This window comes from Pseudomonas sp. CFBP13528 (genome assembly GCF_005233615.1).
GTDB lineage: Bacteria > Pseudomonadota > Gammaproteobacteria > Pseudomonadales > Pseudomonadaceae > Aquipseudomonas > Aquipseudomonas fluorescens_AM.
In genome coordinates this window covers 374,722-395,834 of sequence record NZ_QGAJ01000003.1, presented here as the reverse complement: position 1 = coordinate 395,834, position 21,113 = coordinate 374,722, and the positions used below count along the sequence as shown (strand labels likewise).

General features: G+C 61.8%; 12 protein-coding genes. 6 read left to right on the top strand and 6 right to left on the bottom strand.

Annotated features, from left to right (window positions below):
- Positions 1–61: 61 nt before the first annotated feature.
- Positions 62–709: a peptide-methionine (S)-S-oxide reductase MsrA gene (gene msrA / locus PspCFBP13528_RS08440; protein WP_101218987.1), complete on the top strand. Its 648-nt coding sequence runs from the start codon at positions 62–64 to the stop codon at positions 707–709.
- A 725-nt stretch (positions 710–1,434) separates the two neighbouring features.
- On the opposite strand, the gene rlmJ is transcribed toward msrA, so the two are convergent.
- The 4 genes from rlmJ to putP form a co-directional block, all read right to left on the bottom strand.
- Positions 1,435–2,271 (bottom strand): 23S rRNA (adenine(2030)-N(6))-methyltransferase RlmJ, encoded by an 837-nt coding sequence (rlmJ, locus tag PspCFBP13528_RS08435; RefSeq protein ID WP_137199984.1) that lies wholly within the window; start codon positions 2,269–2,271, stop codon positions 1,435–1,437.
- A gap of 79 nt (positions 2,272–2,350) precedes the next feature.
- The gene (locus PspCFBP13528_RS08430) at positions 2,351–3,076 is read right to left on the bottom strand and encodes a DUF4123 domain-containing protein (RefSeq protein WP_137199983.1); all 726 of its coding nucleotides are present in this window, start codon (positions 3,074–3,076) and stop codon (positions 2,351–2,353) included.
- A complete protein-coding gene (locus PspCFBP13528_RS08425) occupies positions 3,076–5,094 on the bottom strand; it encodes a type VI secretion system tip protein VgrG (RefSeq protein ID WP_137199982.1) in 2,019 nt (672 codons plus the stop codon). The genes PspCFBP13528_RS08430 and PspCFBP13528_RS08425 overlap by 1 nt, the downstream gene beginning before the upstream one ends.
- 201 nt (positions 5,095–5,295) lie before the next feature.
- A complete protein-coding gene (putP, locus tag PspCFBP13528_RS08420; RefSeq protein ID WP_137199981.1) occupies positions 5,296–6,780 on the bottom strand; it encodes a sodium/proline symporter PutP in 1,485 nt (494 codons plus the stop codon).
- A 461-nt stretch (positions 6,781–7,241) separates the two neighbouring features.
- Here putP and putA point away from each other — a divergent pair, with 461 nt between their 5' ends.
- On the top strand, positions 7,242–11,195 hold the full coding sequence (gene putA / locus PspCFBP13528_RS08415; RefSeq protein WP_065950173.1) for a trifunctional transcriptional regulator/proline dehydrogenase/L-glutamate gamma-semialdehyde dehydrogenase: 3,954 nt from the start codon (positions 7,242–7,244) through the stop codon (positions 11,193–11,195).
- A 165-nt stretch (positions 11,196–11,360) separates the two neighbouring features.
- Positions 11,361–13,163 carry an acyl-CoA dehydrogenase gene (locus tag PspCFBP13528_RS08410; protein ID WP_137199980.1) on the top strand — a complete coding sequence of 601 codons (1,803 nt, stop codon included), beginning with the start codon at positions 11,361–11,363 and terminating at the stop codon, positions 13,161–13,163.
- On the opposite strand, the gene PspCFBP13528_RS08405 is transcribed toward PspCFBP13528_RS08410, so the two are convergent.
- The gene (locus PspCFBP13528_RS08405; RefSeq protein ID WP_057724383.1) at positions 13,160–13,450 is read right to left on the bottom strand and encodes a cell division protein ZapA; all 291 of its coding nucleotides are present in this window, start codon (positions 13,448–13,450) and stop codon (positions 13,160–13,162) included. The two genes, PspCFBP13528_RS08410 and PspCFBP13528_RS08405, sit on opposite strands and share 4 nt — an antisense overlap.
- Complete coding sequence (locus tag PspCFBP13528_RS08400; RefSeq protein WP_137199979.1) at positions 13,447–13,677, bottom strand: hypothetical protein; 231 nt, start codon at positions 13,675–13,677, stop codon at positions 13,447–13,449. The genes PspCFBP13528_RS08405 and PspCFBP13528_RS08400 overlap by 4 nt, the downstream gene beginning before the upstream one ends.
- 276 nt (positions 13,678–13,953) lie before the next feature.
- On the opposite strand from PspCFBP13528_RS08400, the gene PspCFBP13528_RS08395 reads away from it, so the two are divergent.
- The 3 genes from PspCFBP13528_RS08395 (at position 13,954) to mscK (ending at position 21,070) form a co-directional block, all read left to right on the top strand.
- Positions 13,954–15,579, top strand: coding sequence for a methyl-accepting chemotaxis protein (locus PspCFBP13528_RS08395; RefSeq protein WP_101218993.1), 1,626 nt, complete (start codon positions 13,954–13,956; stop codon positions 15,577–15,579).
- Positions 15,580–15,900: 321 nt separating this feature from the next.
- On the top strand, positions 15,901–17,643 hold the full coding sequence (locus tag PspCFBP13528_RS08390) for a potassium/proton antiporter (protein ID WP_065950170.1): 1,743 nt from the start codon (positions 15,901–15,903) through the stop codon (positions 17,641–17,643).
- 49 nt (positions 17,644–17,692) lie between these two features.
- Complete coding sequence (gene mscK, locus PspCFBP13528_RS08385) at positions 17,693–21,070, top strand: mechanosensitive channel MscK (RefSeq protein WP_101218995.1); 3,378 nt, start codon at positions 17,693–17,695, stop codon at positions 21,068–21,070.
- Positions 21,071–21,113: the final 43 nt, after the last annotated feature.

The window sequence follows — 21,113 nt, the reverse complement described above, 5'->3', positions numbered from 1 at the left end:
CACTCGGGCACACTGGCTGTCTGAAAATTTACTGTAACTCAACCTGACGAGAGGACTGATCATGGTCTTGCGCTCGGAAATTCTGGTGAACAAAAACGTGCTGCCTACTCAAGAACAAGCGTTGCCTGGCCGCGAAACCCCGATGGCATTGCCGGAAACTCACTTCGTCAACGGCAACCCGTTGCTGGGCCCCTTTACCGACGACGTGGGTTTCGCGATCTTCGGCCTCGGTTGTTTCTGGGGCGCTGAGCGCAAATTCTGGGAGCGCGATGGGGTGGTCAGCACCGTGGTCGGCTACGCCGGCGGCTTCACGCCGAACCCGACCTACGAAGAAGTCTGCTCAGGCCTGACCGGCCACAGCGAAGTGGTGCTGGTGGTGTACGACCAGGCCAAAGTGAAATACGAAGACCTGCTGAAGATGTTCTGGGAACTGCACAACCCGACCCAGGGCATGCGCCAGGGCAACGACATCGGCAGCCAGTACCGTTCGGTGATTTATGCCACCACGCCGGAGCAACTGGCGGCCGCCAAGGCCAGTGCCCAGGCGTATCAGCAAGAGCTGACCAACGCCGGCCTGGGTGAGATCACCACCGAAATCGACGAAGCGCCGACGGTGTACTTCGCCGAGGCGTATCACCAGCAGTACCTGGCGAAGAACCCGCAAGGCTATTGCGGGATCGGCGGCACAGGCGTGACCTGCCCGATCTAAAAAACAACGCCGATCAAAATGTGGGAGGGGGCTTGCCCCCGATAGCGGAGTGTCAGTTACAGATGTAATGACTGACACCCAGCCATCGGGGGCAAGCCCCCTCCCACATTGGGTCCGTGCTTGGCTTCAGAGCCGGTTACTCCGCGATAAGCCAATCCATGGATCGGCCGCACTGGCATGACCTCCCCGATCTAAAGCACAACACAGATCAAAAATGTGGGAGGGGGCTTGCCCCCCGATAGGGGAGTGTCAGTTACAGATGTAATGACTGACACCCAGCCATCGGGGGCAAGCCCCCTCCCACATTGGGTCCGTGCTTGGCTTCAGAGCCGGTTACTCAGCGATAAGCCAATCCATGGATCGGCGGCACCGGCATGACCTGCCCGATCTAGAGCACAACACAGATCAAAAATGTGGGAGGGGGCTTGCCCCCGATAGCGGAGTGTCAGTTACAGATGTAATGACTGACACCCAGCAATCGGGGGCAAGCCCCCTCCCACATTGGGTCCGTGCTTGGCTTCAGAGCCGGTTACTCCGCGATAAGCCAATCCATGGATCGGCCGCACTGGCCTGACCTCGCCGATCTAAAGCACAACACAGATCAAAAATGTGGGAGGGGGCTTGCCCCCGATAGCGGAGTGTCAGTTACAGATGTAATGACTGACACCCAGCCATCGGGGGCAAGCCCCCTCCCACACTTGGTTTTGTGTTTGCTTGAAAGCCGGTTACTCCGCGATAAGCCAATCCATCTGCCACCCACCCTGGGTCTGGCCAAGCTGTCTGGACAGCCACGGCAGCAGCTCACGCAATTCCTCTTCCAGGCCCCACGGCGGGTTGGCAATCGCCAGGCCCGAGCCGGTCAGGGTGTTGGGGGTGTCCAGCGGGTGCACCAGCAATTCCACGCGCAACAGTTTCGGCGCGCCGGTGCCGGCCAGGTCCTGGTAAAAGCGGCGCAGCATGCGCTGGTCCTTCACCGGGTACCAGATCGCCGCGACGGTCTGGCGCATGCGGCTGACGGCTTCCTTGAGGGACGCCGCGCAGCGCTGCATTTCATCGAGCTTTTCGAACGGTGGATCGATCAGCATCAGCGCGCGTTTTTCCGGCACTGGCAACAGGGCACGCGGTAGATGCCAGCCTTCGCCCAGGTGCACCTTGACCCGGCGATCGCCCTTCATGTTGTCCTTGAGCAGCACGCCATCTTCCGGGTGTTTTTCGTTGAGCAGCACACGGTCCTGGGGACGCGTCAGGCGCCGTGCCAGCTCCGGCGAGCCCGGGTAGTAGCGCAACTGGCCATCCGGGTTCATCTCGTGCAGCACGCGCATGTAATCGGCGGTGAGCGGCGGCAGGTCGTTTGCGCCCCACAGGCGGGCGATGCCTTCCAGGTATTCACCGGTGCGGTTGGCCTGGTCACCCTGCAGGTCATACAGACCAATGCCGGCATGGGTATCGAGGTAGGCGAACGGCTGCTCCTTGCGCGACATCAGGGCGATGAGGCGGGTCAAGGTCAGGTGTTTGAAGACATCGGCGTGGTTGCCGGCGTGAAAGGCGTGACGATAATTCATGGTTGCTCCTGCGCAGGGGGCGAAGTTTACCTTCTACCGGCACAAAGGTGCAGGGCCGCATGGCGGGTGGCGTCTTTGTCTAACTCAGCTGCGAAGCGAGGTAATCGACCAGTGCAGTATGGCTGGCCCCCGGCCTGCGCACGAACCAGCCGAGTTTGTGCTGCAAGGTGGCCGGCGTGAAGGCCGCATACAGATCAGGACGCTGCTCTTGCAGCCATTGCAACAGGTTGTCGATCAGCACGCCCGGCGCCTGTTCCTCCAGGTGCCTGAGCAACGACGCAGGCACTCGCCACCACGGGCACGCTTGAGCTGGCGTGACCGGGCCAGTTGCCACCGTCAGCGGCTGGCCATTGATCAGGTAACGCCCAAACACCGGCATGACCTCCCCTGCCTGGTCGCCCAAGTGCTGCCACATCGGCTGAAACCGGGCGCCGTCCCAGAAGCGGAAAAACACCGCCTGGTCATTGGGCATCAATACCTTGCTCAAGCCCTGCAGGTGGGCGACCACGCTTTCCAATGGACTGGAGGATACCGCCAGCCACCCCCAATCCGTGGCTTTTGCGGCGGCTACCCACTCGAGAAACGCGCTGCCCGGCTCGACAATGCCCACATAAGGCATCACCTCCTCCCAGTGCGCGTAGGCCGTGCCTGCCCAGATCGCTTGGGGCAGCGGCGCCGCCGCCGTGGCTTGCCAGGCGGCGAGCGGCTTGGCGTCGCTGGCATTGCCGAGTACGGCATAGATTCGCTCATCGGCAAGCAGGGGACGCTGTGCCAGCCAACTGCGGGGGTCCATGGGTGTGCGCATCAGGAAACACTCCGTGCATGCCCGGTGATATCACACTGCCCGGCCCGGCAACGCTCGCATTCTTCGCAAAACGGCGCGCTGCGCTTCAGGTTGGCCACTTGTACAGGGCTCAGAGGGCGCGGGGAAACCGCCTGCACCGCCTCCTTCAAGCCAGGCGTCAACGGCGCCGTCGTAGCTGCCGGCGCCCCGCCCGGCTGGATCGGCACACTGCTGAAAATGCCGCCCGCCGACAGCGTGATCGACTGCCCTCCCGCCTGAATCGTAACGCTGGCCCCTGCATCGATGACAATGCACTGCCCTGCCCCCAGTTCAAGCGTGCGAGCGGCGCGCATGTGCTGCGAACCGCCGACCATCAGGTGGTCATCCTGCTTGAGTTCAGTCAGGCGATTGCCGTGGGTGATGCGTTGCTCTTCGCCCTGCAATTCATGGTGCGACTCGGCGCCCACCGTGACCCGGCGCTGGTTATCGACTTGCACCTGCTGGTCATGCAACACGTGCTGGGTCCAGTCGCGCTGGGCGCGCAGGTAGATCTCCTCGGCGCCCTGGCGGTCCTCGATGCGCAGTTCGTTGTAGCCACCGCCACCGGGGCTGCTCTGGCTGCGGAAGAGACTGCGGGTCTTTTCCGCCGGCAGGTCGAGGGGCAAACGATTCGCCGCGTTGGGCAGGCAGCCCATCACCAGCGGCATGTCCACGTCGCCATCGACGAAGCCCACCAGCACTTCCATGCCGACTCGCGGGGTCAGCACCGCCCCATAACCGTCATGGGCCCAGCCGCTCGCCACGCGCAGCCAACAACTGGAATGTTCGTTGTGTTCCCCGTCGCGGTCCCAGGCCATCTGCACTTTGACCCGACCGTATTCGTCGCAATGCACCTCACTGCCGGCCGGCCCGGTGACCACCGCATTCTGGTAGCCCGACAGGTGGGGCCGGGGCATGATCAAAGGTGTTCGGAACGGCACATCCCAAGGCGTGACTACAAATTCGTTGCTGTAGCCTGCGCGCACGTCATCCCCATAGGTCTCAGGCGCAGACTCCTCCAATACTTGCGGCTGCTGCCCGGTATGGTGCAACTGGGTAACCAGCCACAAATCATTCCATTCCTGACGCGGGTGGTCGGCCATCTTCAGAAACCGCCCGGTGACCAGCGCCGGCTGGTCGCTGATACCGCTGGCCTGGCGAAAGTCGCTGCGGTGACGCTCCAACACACGTTGCGCCAGGTACTTGCCGTGCGCTCGGTCCGTAAAGTCACCCGGGTAGCGCTGTTCGTCGAGGGTCGGGCGTTGCCCGCTGGATGCCGTGCTTTCCAATACCAGGCTGGGCTTTTTGAAGTCGTAGGCCCGCAGGTTCACTCCGGCGGAACGGGTTTCGAGCCGCAGGATGAAGCGCTTGATCGCCGGGGCCCCGGCCACCATCCCGGAACCCGCCAGGTAGGACGTGTCCTGGTCCGGCTGGCTGAACACACTCTGGTCATCACCAAACACCAGCAAGTGACGCTCGGGACTGTGCTGAAAGTGATAGTGAATGCCCGACTCAACGCACAAGCGCTGGATGAACTGCAAATCGGTTTCGTCGAACTGAACACAGTACTCGCGCTCGGGGTATTGACCGCTCAGGCGAAACACGAAGGTATCCGCCTGAATATCCTGAGCCTCCAGCACCCGCGCAATGATCTGCGGGATGGTTTTTTGCTGAAATATCCGCTGGTGAGTGCTGTGTTCCAGATACGCCAACTGCGGTACCAGGGTGATCTGGTAACGGGTCAGGCGCTTGCCCGAATCGCCTTGTGCGACGCGGTAAACCTGGCCATGAATACCGTGACCCTGAGCGTCGAATCCCAGGAATGCCTGACGGTGCAGAAGGCTGTCGAGGTCAAGGTCGGGTTGTTCGCTGACCAACTCAAGGTCAAAGCGAAAGGGCAGGCTGATAAATTCATCGCCCATGAATCCATGAACCTTGAGATCACAAGGCTCCCCATCCAGGGTCAGATTAAAGGCACTTTGATTGGCAGGAGCGAACATCCGGTGTTTCTCTGCGAAGGGTGAGTGAGCGATTCTGCAACAGCCGTTTACCGAGTCGGGCACTGCTCAGGAAAATAAGTAAGGTCCTACATCGGCGAAGCCGGAATCCTCAAGGCCTGATCGTTCAGGCATAAAAAAAGGCCCGCATCCATCGGACGCAGGCCTTCCTTTCCATGACCGGGCGCTCAACGCCCAGCGTTGTTACTTGTTGAGGTTGTAATCGTTTTCCGCCGCATCAAAGCGCTCGACCATACCGGCAGTCGGTGCACCCATCTTGCTCACGAAGTAGATCGCCAGGCTGGCGAAGATGAAGCCTGGGATGATTTCGTACAGGCCCAGCAACTCGAAGTGTTTCCACACAATCACGGTGATCGCGCCCACCAGGATGCCGGCCAATGCGCCGTTGCGGGTCATGTTTTTCCAGATGACCGAGATCAGCACCACAGGACCGAAGGCGGCGCCGAAACCGGCCCAGGCGTAGCTGACCAGGCCCAGTACGCGGTTTTCCGGGTTGGCGGCCATGGCGATGGCGATCAAGGCCACCACCAGCACCATGATCCGACCGACCCATACCAGCTCAAGCTGGGAAGCGCCTTTGCGCAGGAATGCCTTGTAGAAATCTTCGGTCAGGGCGCTGGAGCACACCAGCAACTGACAGCTCAGGGTGCTCATCACGGCCGCAAGGATGGCCGACAGCAAGACACCGGCAATCCATGGATTGAACAGGATCTTGGCCAGTTCGATAAACACGCGCTCGGGGTTTTCGGTCACGGGACCGGCCACCTCAGGATGCGCCGAGAAGTAAGCGATGCCGAAGAAGCCCACCGCCACGGTGCCACCCAGGCACAGGATCATCCAGGTCATGGAGATGCGTCGCGCGTTGGCAATCGACTTCACCGAATCCGCCGCCATGAACCGCGCAAGGATGTGCGGCTGGCCGAAGTAACCCAGGCCCCAGCCCATCAGCGAGATGATGCCGATGAAGGTGGTGTTTTTCAGCATATCGAAGTTGGTCGGGTCCTTGGCTTCGATGGCCAGGAAGGTGGTGTCCACGCCGCCGGTGGCCAGCAGCACAATGATCGGCGTCAGGATCAACGCGAAGATCATCAGCGTGGCTTGTACGGTGTCGGTCCAGCTGACCGCCAGGAAACCGCCGATAAAGGTGTAGGCGATGGTCGCCGCGGCACCGGCCCACAGCGCTGTTTCGTAGGACATGCCGAAGGTGCTTTCGAACAGGCGCGCACCGGCCACGATGCCGGAGGCGCAGTAAATGGTGAAGAACACCAGGATCACCACCGCGGAAATGATCCGCAGCAGGCCGCTTTTATCTTCGAAGCGGCTGGAGAAGTAATCCGGCAGGGTCAGGGCGTCGCCGTTGTGTTCGGTCTGCACCCGCAGGCGACCGGCCACGAACAGCCAGTTGAGGTAGGCACCGACGATCAGGCCGATGGCGATCCAGCTTTCCGACAAGCCCGACATATAGATCGCGCCCGGCAGGCCCATCAACAACCAGCCGCTCATATCGGAAGCACCGGCGGACAAGGCTGTCACCACGCTACCGAGGCTGCGACCGCCAAGGATGTAATCGGAAAGGTTGTTGGTGGAGCGATAGGCCATCAGGCCGATCAGCACCATTGCTGCGATATAGATCACGAACGTGATCAGGGTTGGATTACTAACGCTCATAGAAGTGACGCCCTGGCTTTGTTTTTATGTAGCGACGGTCTGTCAGACCGCTACCGGTAGTAACCCGATAAACGATGCTGAATGCCGCGCATTTATGACTGGCGTTTCCCCAGGAAAGCCGCCAGCCGATGAACCAAACCGTAGAGGTGGTTGCACCTTGGTGCGCGAATGCTATTCAACAATGTAAATAAGGTGCAACCAGTTTCTTGCGAATAAGTTGCACCTGGGCGCATTTCAGGACAAACACCGCGTTTTTGCTCCTTTTCGGAGCAAGAACACTCAATCTCAGAAGCAAATGCACCGACAAGCAGCCGATTCGGTTGAAGGCCGGTTTTTTTCCGATCAAGCGTCGTAAATTTCATGAACAAAAAGGGTTGCACCCGGTTGCACCTCGCCATGGGCAAAGCTAATCTTGCCGCCAGCAGATGCCACTCGGTAGTGGCACCCATGAGGATAAGAATATGGCTACGACCACCCTTGGGGTCAAACTCGACGACCCGACCCGCGAACGCCTCAAGGCCGCCGCGTCCTCCATTGATCGCACGCCGCACTGGCTGATCAAACAGGCAATTTTCAATTACCTGGAGAAACTCGAGGGTGGTGCAACCCTAAACGAGCTCAATGGCTTGAGCAGCAAGGACGCCGACGATGCGGGCGAGGTTCAGGCCGACCACGCGCACCAGTGCTTCCTCGAGTTCGCCGAGAGCATCCTGCCGCAGTCGGTATTGCGTGCCTCGATCACCGCCGCTTACCGTCGCCCCGAGCCGGAGGTGGTGCCGATGCTGATCGAGCAGGCTCGCCTGCCGGCCGACATGGCCGAAGCCACCAACAAGCTGGCTGCCACGATTGCCGAGAAGCTGCGCAACCAGAAGAGCGCCGGCGGCCGTGCCGGTATCGTTCAGGGTCTGCTGCAGGAGTTTTCCCTGTCGTCCCAGGAAGGCGTGGCGCTGATGTGCCTGGCCGAAGCGCTGCTGCGCATCCCGGACAAAGGCACCCGCGATGCGCTGATCCGCGACAAGATCAGCACCGGCAACTGGCACCCGCACCTGGGTAACAGCCCGTCGCTGTTCGTCAATGCCGCCACCTGGGGCCTGCTGTTGACCGGCAAACTGGTCGCCACCCATAACGAAGCCGGTTTGACCTCGTCCCTGAGCCGCATCATCGGCAAAAGCGGCGAACCGATGATCCGCAAGGGCGTCGACATGGCCATGCGTCTGATGGGCGAGCAGTTCGTCACCGGCGAAACCATCGCCGAAGCCCTGGCCAACGCGAGCAAGTTCGAAGCCAAGGGCTTTCGCTATTCCTACGACATGCTCGGTGAAGCCGCGCTCACCGAGCACGATGCGCAGAAGTACCTGGCCTCGTACGAACAAGCCATTCATTCCATCGGCAAAGCCTCCCACGGCCGTGGGATTTATGAAGGCCCGGGCATCTCCATCAAGCTGTCGGCACTGCACCCGCGTTACAGCCGCGCGCAGTACGAGCGCGTGATGGACGAGTTGTACCCGCGCCTGCTGTCGCTGACCTTGCTGGCCAAGCAGTACGACATCGGCCTGAACATCGACGCCGAAGAGGCCGACCGCCTCGAGTTGTCCCTGGACCTGCTCGAGCGCCTGTGCTTCGAGCCGCAACTGACCGGCTGGAACGGTATCGGCTTCGTGATCCAGGCCTACCAGAAGCGTTGCCCGTACGTGATCGACTATGTGATCGACCTGGCCCGCCGCAGCCGCCACCGCCTGATGATCCGCCTGGTAAAAGGCGCGTACTGGGACAGCGAAATCAAGCGCGCCCAGGTCGAAGGCCTCGAAGGCTACCCGGTGTACACCCGCAAGGTGTACACCGACGTTTCCTACATTGCCTGCGCACGCAAACTGCTGTCGGTGCCGGAAGTCATCTATCCGCAGTTCGCCACGCACAACGCCCACACCCTGGCGGCCATCTATCATATTGCCGGTCAGAACTACTACCCCGGCCAATACGAGTTCCAATGCCTGCACGGCATGGGTGAACCGCTGTACGAACAGGTTGTAGGCAAGGTTTCCGAAGGCAAGCTGAACCGTCCGTGCCGCGTGTACGCTCCGGTCGGCACTCACGAAACACTGCTGGCGTACCTGGTGCGTCGCCTGCTGGAAAACGGCGCGAACACCTCGTTCGTCAACCGCATCGCCGACCAATCCATCTCGATCCAGGAGCTGGTGGCCGATCCAGTGGCGAGCATCGAGCAGATGGCGACCGTGGAAGGCGGCTTCGGCCTGCCGCACCCGCGCATCCCGCTGCCGCGTGACCTGTATGGCCGCGACCGCGCCAACTCGGCCGGTATCGACCTGGCCAACGAGCATCGCCTGGCATCGCTGTCCTGTGCCCTGCTGGCCACCGCCCATAACAACTGGAAAGCCGCGCCGATGCTCGGTTGCACTTCCAGCGAACAGCCGGCTGCGGCGGTGCTGAACCCGTCCGACCTGCGCGATGTGGTCGGTCATGTTCAGGAAGCCACTGTCGAAGACGTCGACAATGCCATCCAGTGCGCTATCAGCGCCGCGCCCATCTGGCAGGCCACCCCGCCCGCCGAGCGCGCCGCGATCCTGGAGCGCGCCGCCGACCTGATGGAAGGCGAGATCCAGCCACTGATGGGCCTGCTGGCCCGTGAAGCCGGCAAGACCTTCGCCAACGCCATCGCTGAAGTGCGCGAAGCCGTCGACTTCCTGCGCTACTACGCGGTGCAGGCACGCAACGATTTCACCAACGACGCCCACCGCCCATTGGGCCCGGTGGTGTGTATCAGCCCGTGGAACTTCCCGCTGGCAATCTTCAGCGGCCAGGTCGCTGCTGCCTTGGCCGCCGGCAACCCGGTACTGGCCAAGCCTGCCGAACAAACCCCGCTGGTCGCCGCCCAGGCTGTACGCATCCTGCTCGAAGCCGGCATTCCGCAAGGCGTGCTGCAATTGCTGCCGGGCCAGGGCGAAAGCGTCGGTGCGCGCCTGGTCGGTGATGAGCGCGTCAAAGGCGTAATGTTCACCGGTTCCACCGAGGTTGCACGCTTGCTGCAACGCAGTGTCGCCGGGCGCCTGGATGCCCAGGGGCGTCCGATTCCGCTGATCGCCGAAACCGGTGGCCAGAACGCGATGATCGTCGACTCATCGGCGCTCACCGAACAAGTGGTCATCGACGTGGTGTCGTCGGCCTTCGACAGCGCCGGCCAACGTTGCTCGGCCCTGCGCGTCTTGTGCCTGCAGGAAGATTCGTCAGAGCGCGTCATCGAAATGCTCAAGGGTGCCATGGCCGAATGCCGCCTGGGCAACCCGGAGCGCCTGTCGGTGGATATCGGCCCGGTGATCGACGCCGAAGCCAAGGCCGGCATCGAGAAACACATCCAGGCCATGCGCGACAAAGGCCGCAACGTTTACCAGGTGGCGATTGCCGATGGCGACGAGATCAAGCGTGGCACCTTCGTGATGCCCACCCTGATCGAGCTGGAAAGCTTCGACGAGCTGCAACGCGAGATCTTCGGTCCGGTGCTGCACGTGGTGCGCTACAAGCGTAAAGAGATCGACCAGCTCATCGGCCAGATCAACGCATCCGGCTATGGCCTGACCCTGGGCGTGCACACCCGCATCGACGAGACCATCGCCAAGGTGATCGACAACGTCAACGCCGGCAACGTCTACGTCAACCGCAACATCGTCGGCGCCGTGGTCGGCGTGCAACCGTTCGGCGGCGAAGGCCTGTCGGGTACCGGCCCGAAAGCCGGTGGCCCGCTGTACTTGTACCGCCTGCTGTCGACCCGTCCTACCGATGCGATCGAGCAATCCTTCGTACGTGGCGACGCCTTGACCGCACCCGACCTGCGCCTGCGCGACGCCATGAGCCAACCGCTGACCGCCCTGAAAACCTGGGCCGACAGTCACACGTTCAGCGAACTGAGCAGCCTGTGCACACAATTTGCCGCACAGTCGCAAAGCGGTATCACCCGCCAACTGGCCGGCCCGACCGGCGAGCGCAACAGTTATGCGATCCTGCCGCGCGAACACGTGCTGTGCCTGGCTGACGTGGAAGGCGACCTGCTGACCCAACTGGCCGCGGTATTGGCGGTAGGCGGTTCGGCGGTATGGCCGGAAACCGAGCTGACCAAGGCCTTGTTCCCACGCTTGCCGAAAGACATTCAGGCGAAGATCAAGCGCGTGGCCGACTGGACCAAGGACGACGTGGTGTTCGACGCGGTCCTGCATCACGGTGACTCCGACCAACTGCGCGCGGTGTGCCAGCAAGTGGCGCAGCGTGGCGGTGCGATTGTTGGCGTGCAGGGTCTGTCGCAGGGCGAAACGGCGATTGCGCTGGAGCGCCTGGTGATCGAGCGGGCGTTGAGCGTCAACACCGCTGCGGCAGGCGGTAATGCCAGCCTGATGACTATCGGTTAAACACCAGCTTCAAGTTGTAAGCGACAAGCTGCAAGTGAAAGCGTCCTGCTCTTACTTGCAGCTTGAGGCTCGCAACTTGTGCCGCCCCATCACCCCCATCTATCTTCCTTCCCCATTTTTATTAGCACTCCTAGACTGCGGCATACTTTTAAAAGGTAATCCGCCATGTCCGAGACGCTGCTCAGTTCCCGCAATCTGGCTTTCGAGCTGTACGAAGTCCTCGATGCCGAGGGCCTGACCCAGCGCGAGCGGTTTGCCGAGCACAATCGTGAAACCTTCGATGCCGCCATCAGCACGGCGCGCAACATCGCCGAAAAGTACTTCGCGCCCCACAACCGCAAGAACGACGAAAACGAACCGCGTTACGAAGACGGCAAGGCGATCCTGATTCCGGAAGTAAAGCCGGCCGTGGACGCGTTTCTCGAGGCGGGCTTCCTCAACGCCGCGCGCAGTTTCGACGCCGGTGGCATGCAGCTGCCTACGTTGCTGTCCCAGGCCTGCTTTGCGCACTTCCAGTCGGCCAACGCCGCGTCCACGTCCTACCCATTCCTGACCATGGGCGCTGCCAACCTGATCGAAAGCTTCGGTACCGAGGAGCAGAAACAACGCTTCCTGCAACCAATGATCGACGGACGTTTCTTCGGCACCATGGCCCTCACCGAACCGCATGCCGGGTCGTCTTTGTCGGATATTCGTACACGCGCAGAGCCTGCGGCCGACGGTAGCTATCGACTCAAGGGCAATAAAATCTTTATCTCCGGCGGCGACCACCCGCTGTCGGAAAATATCGTACACATGGTGCTGGCCAAGCTGCCTGACGCACCGGCCGGGGTGAAGGGCATTTCGCTGTTTATCGTGCCCAAATTCCTGGTCAACGATGACGGCAGCCTGGGCGAGCGCAACGACGTGCTGCTGGCCGGGCTGTTTCACAAGATGGGCTGGCGCGGCACTACGTCCACAGCGCTTAACTTCGGCGATAACGGCAACTGTGTCGGCTACCTGGTGGGCAAACCGCACCAGGGCCTGAGCTGCATGTTCCAGATGATGAACGAAGCCCGGATCGGTGTGGGCATGGGGGCGGTGATGCTCGGTTACGCGGGCTACCTTTACTCGCTGGAGTACGCTCGCGAACGTCCGCAAGGCCGCCTGCCGGACAGCAAAGATCCAGGCACCGCGCCGGTGTCGATCATCCAGCACGCCGATATCAAGCGCATGCTGCTGACACAAAAAGCCTATGTCGAAGGCGCCTTCGACCTGGGCCTGTACGCCGCACGGCTGTTCGACGACACCACCACGCTGCCGACCGACGCCGAGCGCAAACAGGCCCACGAACTGCTGGACCTGCTCACCCCCATCGTCAAATCCTGGCCGTCGGAGTTCTGCCTCAAGGCCAACGAACTGGCGATCCAGATCCTTGGCGGTCATGGCTATACCCGTGAATACCCGGTGGAGCAGTACTACCGCGATAACCGCCTGAACCCGATCCACGAAGGCACCCATGGCATCCAGTCCCTGGATTTGCTCGGGCGCAAACTGGCGCAGAACGGTGGCGCCGGGCTCAAGCAATTGATTCGGCTGATCGCCGAGACAGGCGCACGGGCACAGCAATACCCATCGCTGACCGTGCTAAGGGAGCCGCTGGAGCAACTGGTCAATGGCCTGCAACGCGTCACCCTCGGCCTGCTGGGCGATCTCGCCCAGGGCAAGGTCAACAGCAGCCTGGCGAACTCGGCGCTGTACCTGAAGGTGTTCGGGCACACGGTGATTGGCTGGCGCTGGCTGGAACAGGCGATTCGCGCCGAAGAAGGACTGGCCAGGGACAACGCGGCCGATGTGGCCTTCTATAAAGGCAAGCTCCAGGCCGCCCGGTACTTCCTGACCTGGGAAGTACCAGGCTGCCATCATGAACTGGCGATTCTGGAGGCACGTGACGATACGTGCCTGGGCATGCAGGATGCGTGGTTCTAGGGCTGGATCGCCTTGGAAATCACCTCGACCGTGGCGCTGACTTGCTCTTGGTAACGGTCGAGTTCCTGTTGGTGAGCCTGCTGCATTTCGATCTGCTCGGCGCACAGGTTCAGCGCGGCCAGTACCAATAATTTGTCGCCGATCAGGGTCGGGTACTTTTTCTTGGTGGTGGCCAGGGAGGCCTTGAGCATGGTCACGGCGTGCATCAGGGTCTGGTCTTCCCCGGCCGGCGCCTTGATCGAGTAATCCTCTCCGAGAATCGAAACGACCTTTATCCCTTCGTTCATGCGCTGACAGGCCCTGCGCTTACACGCTCAACCAGTGCCTGGATACGGGCGGCGGTGGCGCCGTGTTTTTCTTCCTGTTCCATCAGGTTCAGTTGCAGGCTGTCGTTTTCGTCACTGGCAAGGGCAAGCTCCGCCTTGAGGGATTCGTTGCTGCCCAGCAGGTCTTGATTCTGCTGTACGAGGTCGCTGACCAGTTGTTCCAGTTGGCTGAGGGATGCTTCTAACATTTTGATTTCTCGGGCTTTTAAAAGGGCGGTGACGATAAAGAAAAATCACCTCGGATGCCAGGGTTATCCCTGGCGCGCAGCCCGATTCCAAAGGCCCGGGCCGCACTTTCGAGCCTTAGTGACTGCAATTACCCGATCTGGTTCCTGAATCGCTCAAACCCCCTGGTCAGATGCGACAAAAACGCACAGCCCCTTAAGACTTTAGTCGTAGGGCCGATACACGATGCACACCCCGTCTCATGGCCGCACGGATCGCGCTCCCCCCAGGATTCCAGCATGTCTCTTCGTAATATGAATATCGCGCCGAGGGCCTTCCTCGGCTTCGCGTTTATTGGCGCCTTGATGTTGTTTCTCGGCGTGTTCGCGCTGAACCAGATGAGCAAGATCCGAGCGGCCACCGAAGACATCACCCTGGCCAGCGTACCCAGCATCCGCGCCCTCGACGAGTTCACCCAACTGACATTGCGCCTGCGTGTGTTGTCGTACCGCTTGCTGACCAACCGCGAGCCGGACGTGCAGCAAAAGACCCTGGAAGCCTTCGACCTGCGCAACCAGCAGATCCGCACCGCCCAAGGCGTGTATGAAAAGCTGATCGAAAGCGGCGAAGAGCGTTCGACCTACAATGAATACGTGCGGTTGCTGGCTCAGTACCATCAGATCGAAGAGCGCATGAAGAGCCTGTCACGGGCCAATCAGGTCGACGAATTGCGCAGCCTGCTCAATACCGAACTGCTGACCAACTCCGAGCAGGTCAACGGGGTACTCAACCGCCTGCTGGAAATCAATAACGCCATGGCCCTGGACACCAACCAGCAGGCCGAAGACCAGTACAACCTGGCCTTCAACATGGTCGTGGGCCTGCTGGTGATCGCCACCGCGCTGACCCTGTTGTTCGCCTGGCTGCTGACCCGCAGCATCACCGTGCCGATCTCCCAGGCCCTGGAAGCGGCGGAAGAAGTGGCCGAAGGCAACCTCACACGCCCGATCAAGGTCGATGGCAACGACGAAGCCGGCCGCCTGCTCGCCGCCATGGCCAAGATGCAGGACAAACTGCGCGACACCCTGCAACGCATCGCCGGCTCGGCCACGCAACTGGCGTCGGCCGCCGAAGAGCTCAACGCCGTCACCGACGAAAGCGCGCGCGGCCTGACCCAGCAGAACAACGAAATCGAACAAGCCGCCACCGCCGTCAACGAAATGACCAGCGCGGTCGAGGAAGTCGCACGCAATGCCGTGAGCACCTCTGAAGCCTCGCGCAACGCCACCACCTCCGCCGGCGACGGGCGTGACCTGGTGCAGGAAACCGTCAGCGCCATCGAACGCATGAGCGGCGACGTACAAGCCACCGCGACCTTGATTGGTGAGTTGGCCAATGAATCGCGCGATATCGGCAAGGTACTGGACGTGATCCGTGGCCTGGCCGACCAGACCAACCTGCTGGCCCTCAACGCGGCTATCGAAGCGGCGCGGGCCGGTGAGGCCGGGCGAGGTTTTGCCGTGGTGGCCGACGAAGTGCGCGCATTGGCCCATCGTACCCAGCAGTCCACCAGCGAGATCGAGCGCATGATCGGCAGCATCCAGGCCGGCACCGAGCATGCGGTGGATTCGATGCGCAACAGCACCGAGCGCGCCGAATCGACGCTGAACATCGCCAAGGGCGCGGGGCTGTCGCTGGACACCATCAACACCGCAATTGTCGAGATCAACGAGCGCAACCTGGTGATCGCCAGCGCGGCGGAAGAACAGGCGCAGGTCGCACGGGAAGTCGACCGCAACCTGGTCAATATCCGTGACCTGTCGGTGCAATCGGCCACAGGCGCCAGCCAGACCAGCGCGGCGAGCAACGAGCTGTCGCGCCTGGCCGTGGATTTGAACGGGATGGTCGGCCGCTTCCGCCTCTGACTGGCGGCACGGGATTAAAATGTGGGAAGGGCTTGCCCTAATGCCAGTCTGTAGGAGCGAGCTTGCTCGCGAAAAACGTCAACGAAAACGCGTGCTTCCTGAATGAACGCGGTGCCTGTGAGTTTTTCGCGAGCAAGCTCGCTCCTACACTGGCATCAGGGCCTGCCCCCTCCCACATTTGGAATGGGGTCGGAACCTTCATTATGGGATTCCCCCCACAAAAGCTTTTTGACAGCGCAGCAATTCAACAGGTTAGAATCCCTGGCACGCAGACTGCATGGTCAGTTTGCGCCCTGTCTTCCCTGCTCTGGAGTACTGCCTTTGAATGCGACGACCATCAACAGCCTGTTCTTGATCGGCGCGTTGCTGGTGAGTGCGAGCATTCTGGTGAGTTCTCTGTCGTCGCGCCTGGGCATCCCGATCCTGGTGATCATCCTGGCCGTGGGCATGATCGCCGGCGTCGATGGCGGCGGCATCATCTTCGATAACTATCCGACCGCCTATCTGGTGGGCAACCTCGCCCTGGCCGTGATCCTGCTCGACGGCGGTTTGCGCACGCGGGTGGCGAGTTTCCGTGTGGCGCTCTGGCCGGCGTTGTCCCTGGCCACAGTGGGCGTGCTGATCACCACCGGCCTCACCGGCATGGCCGCAGCCTGGCTGTTCGACCTCAATATCATCCAGGGCTTGCTGATCGGCGCCATCGTCGGCTCCACGGACGCTGCGGCAGTGTTCTCGCTGCTGGGCGGCAAGGGCCTGAACGAACGGGTCAGCGCCAGCCTGGAAATCGAATCGGGCAGCAACGACCCCATGGCGGTGTTCCTCACCGTGACCCTGATCGACATGCTCGCCAGCGGCCAGACCGGCCTGCATTGGAGCCTGCTGACCCACCTGATCCGCGAATTCGGCATCGGCGGCCTGGTTGGCCTGGGCGGCGGCTGGCTGATGCTGCAAATGGTCAACCGCATCAACCTGGCCAACGGCCTGTACCCGATCCTGGTGATCGCCGGCGGCCTGTTTGTCTTCGCCCTGACCAACGCCTTGCACGGCAGCGGTTTTCTCGCCGTGTACCTGTGCGGCCTGGTGATCGGCAACCGTCCGGTGCGCAGCCGCCACGGCATCCTGCATATGCTCGACGGCATGGCCTGGCTGGCGCAGATCGGCATGTTCCTGGTGTTGGGCCTGCTGGTCACGCCCCATGACTTGCTGCCCATCGCCCTGCCCGCCCTGGGCCTGGCACTGTGGATGATCCTGTTTGCGCGGCCGCTGTCGGTGATGGTCGGCCTGCTGCCGTTCAAGGCGTTCCACGGTCGCGAAAAGGCCTTTATCGCCTGGGTCGGCCTGCGCGGCGCGGTGCCGATCATCCTCGCGGTGTTCCCGCTGATGGCCGGCCTGCCCCACGCGCAGCTGTACTTCAACCTGGCGTTCTTTATCGTGCTGGTGTCGCTGCTGGTGCAGGGCACCAGCCTGCCGTGGGTGGCCAAGTTGCTCAAAGTCACCGTACCGCCGGACCCGGCGCCGATTTCCCGCGCCGCCCTGGAAGTGCACGTCACCAGTGAGTGGGAGCTGTTCGTCTACCGCCTGGGTGCGGAAAAATGGTGCATCGGTGCTGCCCTGCGCGAGCTGAAAATGCCTGAGGGCACGCGGATTGCCGCGCTGTTCCGTGGCCAGCAACTGCTCCATCCGTCGGGTAGTACGGTATTGGAAGTCGATGATTTGCTCTGCGTCATCGGCCATGAACACAACCTGCCGGCCCTGGGCAAACTGTTCAGCCAGGCACCGCAACGAGGCCTGGACCTGCGCTTCTTCGGCGACTTCGTTCTGGAAGGCGACGCCCAGCTGGGCGCGGTGTCGGCGTTGTACGGGCTCAAGCTCGAGGGTATCGACCCGGACATGCCGTTGAGCCGCTTCATCACCCAGAAAGTCGGCGGCGCGCCGGTGGTGGGCGACCAGGTGGAGTGGAACAACACCATCTGGACCGTCGCGGTCATGGACGGGAACAAGATTGGCAAAGTCGGCGTCAGATTCCCCGAAGGAAGTCGCCCGGGCCCCGGGCTCTTCCTCTAAACTGCGGGGCGACAACGCCCCGATTCTTCACCTTGCTCGACCGGTCTCTATGCCAACCCTGCGCACTTTTCTCGCTACTGCCCTGCTGGGCCTGACCCTTTGTGTCGGCACCGTCCACGCCGCCGACCCGCCCAGCGCCGACGCTATCCAGCAAACCCTGGACAAGCTGCCCGACCGCAAGCTGCCCGACGCCGACATGAAGGCATTGCAGGGCATCCTGCAACAAACCCTGACGTACCTGGCCAACAAGCAGGATTACGAGCAGCGCCTGGCCGATCTCAAACGCCAGCTTGAGGACGCGCCGCGCCAGACCGTCGAAAACCAGCGCGAGCTGACCCGGCTCAAGGCCACCAAAATCGTCCCGGTGGCCCAACGCTACGCCAGCCTGCCCGTGCCGCAGCTTGAGCAATTGCTGGTGCAGCGCAGCACCCAGCAAGGCGACCTGCAAAAAGAGCTGGCCGACGCCAACAGCCTGACCATCGCCGCCCAGACCCGGCCCGAGCGCGCCCAGACCGAGATCAGCAGCAGCCAGACGCGCATCCAACAAATCAATGCGATCCTCAAGACCGGCAAAGACAACGGCAAAGCCCTCAACGCCGACCAGCGCAACCAGCTCAACGCCGAACTCGCCGCCCTGAATGCGCTGATCCCCCTGCGCCGCCAGGAACTGGCCGGCAACAGCCAGCTGCAAGACCTGGGCAACAGCCAGCACGACCTGATCCAGGAAAAAACCGCGCGCCTGGAGCAGGAAATCCAGGACCTGCAAACCCTGATCAACCAGAAACGCCTGGCCCAGTCCCAGCAGACGGTGACCCAACAGTCCATCGAAGCGCAGAAAGCCGGCGGCAGCAGCCTGCTGGCCACGGAAAGCGCGGCCAACCTGAAGCTCTCCGACTACCTGCTCAAAAGCACCGACCGCCTCAACGACCTGACCCAGAAAAACCTGCAGACCAAGCAGCAACTGGACACCGTGACCCAAAGCGATTCGGCGCTGGACGAACAGATCAACGTACTCAAGGGCAGCCTGCTGCTGTCCAAGATCCTCTACAAACAGAAACAGGCGCTGCCGCGCTTGACCGTCGACCGCGACCTGGCCGACGACATCGCCAACATTCGCCTGTACCAGTTCGAGGTCAACCAACAGCGTGAGCTGATCAGCTCTCCCAGCGCCTATGTGGATAACCTGCTGGCCAACCAGCCGCCGGACGACGTCACCCCGCAATTGCGCCGCACCCTGCTGGAACTGGCGATCACCCGCAGCGACCTGCTGGAGCGCCTGAGCCGTGAATTGAGCGCGCTGCTCAACGAATCCATCACCCTGCAACTGAACCAGAAACAACTGCTCAGCACCGCGACCACCCTGCGCGCCACGCTCGATGAGCAGATGTTCTGGATCCCCAGCAACAAGCCGCTGGACACCGAGTGGCTGGAAACCGTACCGGCGCACCTGAGCAAGCAAGTCACCACCCTGCCCTGGGCCTCCAGCGTCAGCGAGCTGTATGACGGCCTGACCCAGCGCCCGTTGCTGTTCCTGCCGCTGCTGCTGTTGATCGGCGCGCTGCTGTGGCGGCGCAAGGCGTTGTATCAGCGCCTGAACAAGGTTCACCTGGACATCGGTCACTTCAAGCGCGACAGCCAGTGGCACACGCCGCAGGCGATCCTGATCAATATCCTGCTGGCAATGCCAGTATCCCTGGGCCTGGCGCTGTGCGGCTATGCCTTGCAGATCGACGCCCGTGGGCAAAACGCCAACCTGGGCTCGGCCCTGCTGCAGATCGCCCAGGCGTGGCTGGTGTTCTACACCGCTTACCGCATCCTCGCGCCCGGCGGTGTGGCCGAGCTGCACTTTCGCTGGGAAAAGCCCCAGGTCGAATTCCTCCAGGGCTGGGTGCGCAAGCTCGGGCTGGTGGTACTGGCCCTGGTGGCCGTGGTGGCCATCGCCGAGCACCAACCGGCGGCACTCGCCGAAGACGTGCTGGGCATCGCCGTGGTCCTTACGTGCTACGGCCTGATGGCGTGGCTGCTCAGTCGCCTGCTGCTCAATAGCCCAACCCACGAAAAGGCCTCGCTGTTTCGCAAGACCATCGGGCTGGTGTTCACCGCCCTGCCGATCGCGTTATTCATTGCCGTGTGCTTTGGCTACTACTACACCGCGCTGAAACTCAGCGACCGGCTGATCAACACCCTGTACCTGCTGATGTTCTGGCTGGTGATCGAGGCCACCTTTGTACGCTGGCTGAGCGTCGCCGCCCGGCGCCTGGCCTACGCACGAGCGCTGGCCAAACGCCAAGCCGCCAAGGATGCCGGTGAAGGCGAAGCCGTGGTGGAAGAGCCGACACTGGACATCGAAAAGGTCAACGAACAATCCTTGCGCCTGATCCGCCTGGCCCTGCTCGGCGGTTTTATTGCGGCCTTGTACTGGGTATGGTCGGACCTGATCTCGGTATTTTCCTACCTGGATAACGTCACGCTGTACGAATACACCAGCGGCACGGGTGCGAATATCAGCATGGTGCCCATCAGCATCGGCGACCTGCTCGGTGCGTCGATCATCATCGGCATCACCTTCGCCCTGGCGCGCAACCTGCCCGGTCTGCTGGAAGTACTGGTGCTCTCCAAGCTGGACCTGGCCCAAGGCAGCGCCTACGCCACCACCACCTTGCTGTCCTATATCATCGCCGGCGTCGGGTTTGTCACCACGCTGTCCACCCTTGGTGTGAGCTGGGACAAGCTGCAATGGCTGGTCGCAGCGCTGTCGGTGGGCCTGGGCTTCGGCATGCAGGAGATCTTTGCCAACTTCATCTCCGGCATCATGATCCTGTTCGAGCGCCCGGTGCGCATCGGCGACACCATTACTATCGGCAATCTGTCAGGCACGGTGAGCAAGATCCGCATCCGCGCCACCACCATCACCGACTTTGACAACAAAGACATCATCGTCCCGAACAAGACCTTCATTACCGGGCAACTGATCAACTGGTCACTGACCGACACCATCACTCGTGTCACCCTGAAGCTGGGCGTGGACTACGGCTCCGACCTGGACCTGGTGAAGGAATTGTTACTGAAGGCCGCACGGGAAAACCCGCGGGTACTGAAAGAACCTGAACCCCATGTGTACTTCCTCAACTTTGGCGAAAGCACGCTGGACCACGAGCTGCGCATGCATGTGCGCGACCTGGGCGACCGCAACCCGGTGCTGGACGAGGTCAATCGCTTTATCAACCGTGAGTTCAAGAAGCAGCACATCAACATCTCGTTCCGGCAGATGGAGATCTACCTGAAAAACCTCCACGGCCAGGAATACAAACTGGTGCCGGCCGAGGATGAGCGCAAGACCATCACCCCGCCCGAGCAGGATGCCCCCGAGCCGCCCGCCGCAAAGGTCGAAGATGCGCCTGAACCCCCGCCGAGCAAACTCGACTAACGAACTGAGCCCCAGCGAAATGCTGGGGCATCCTGCTGGAGAT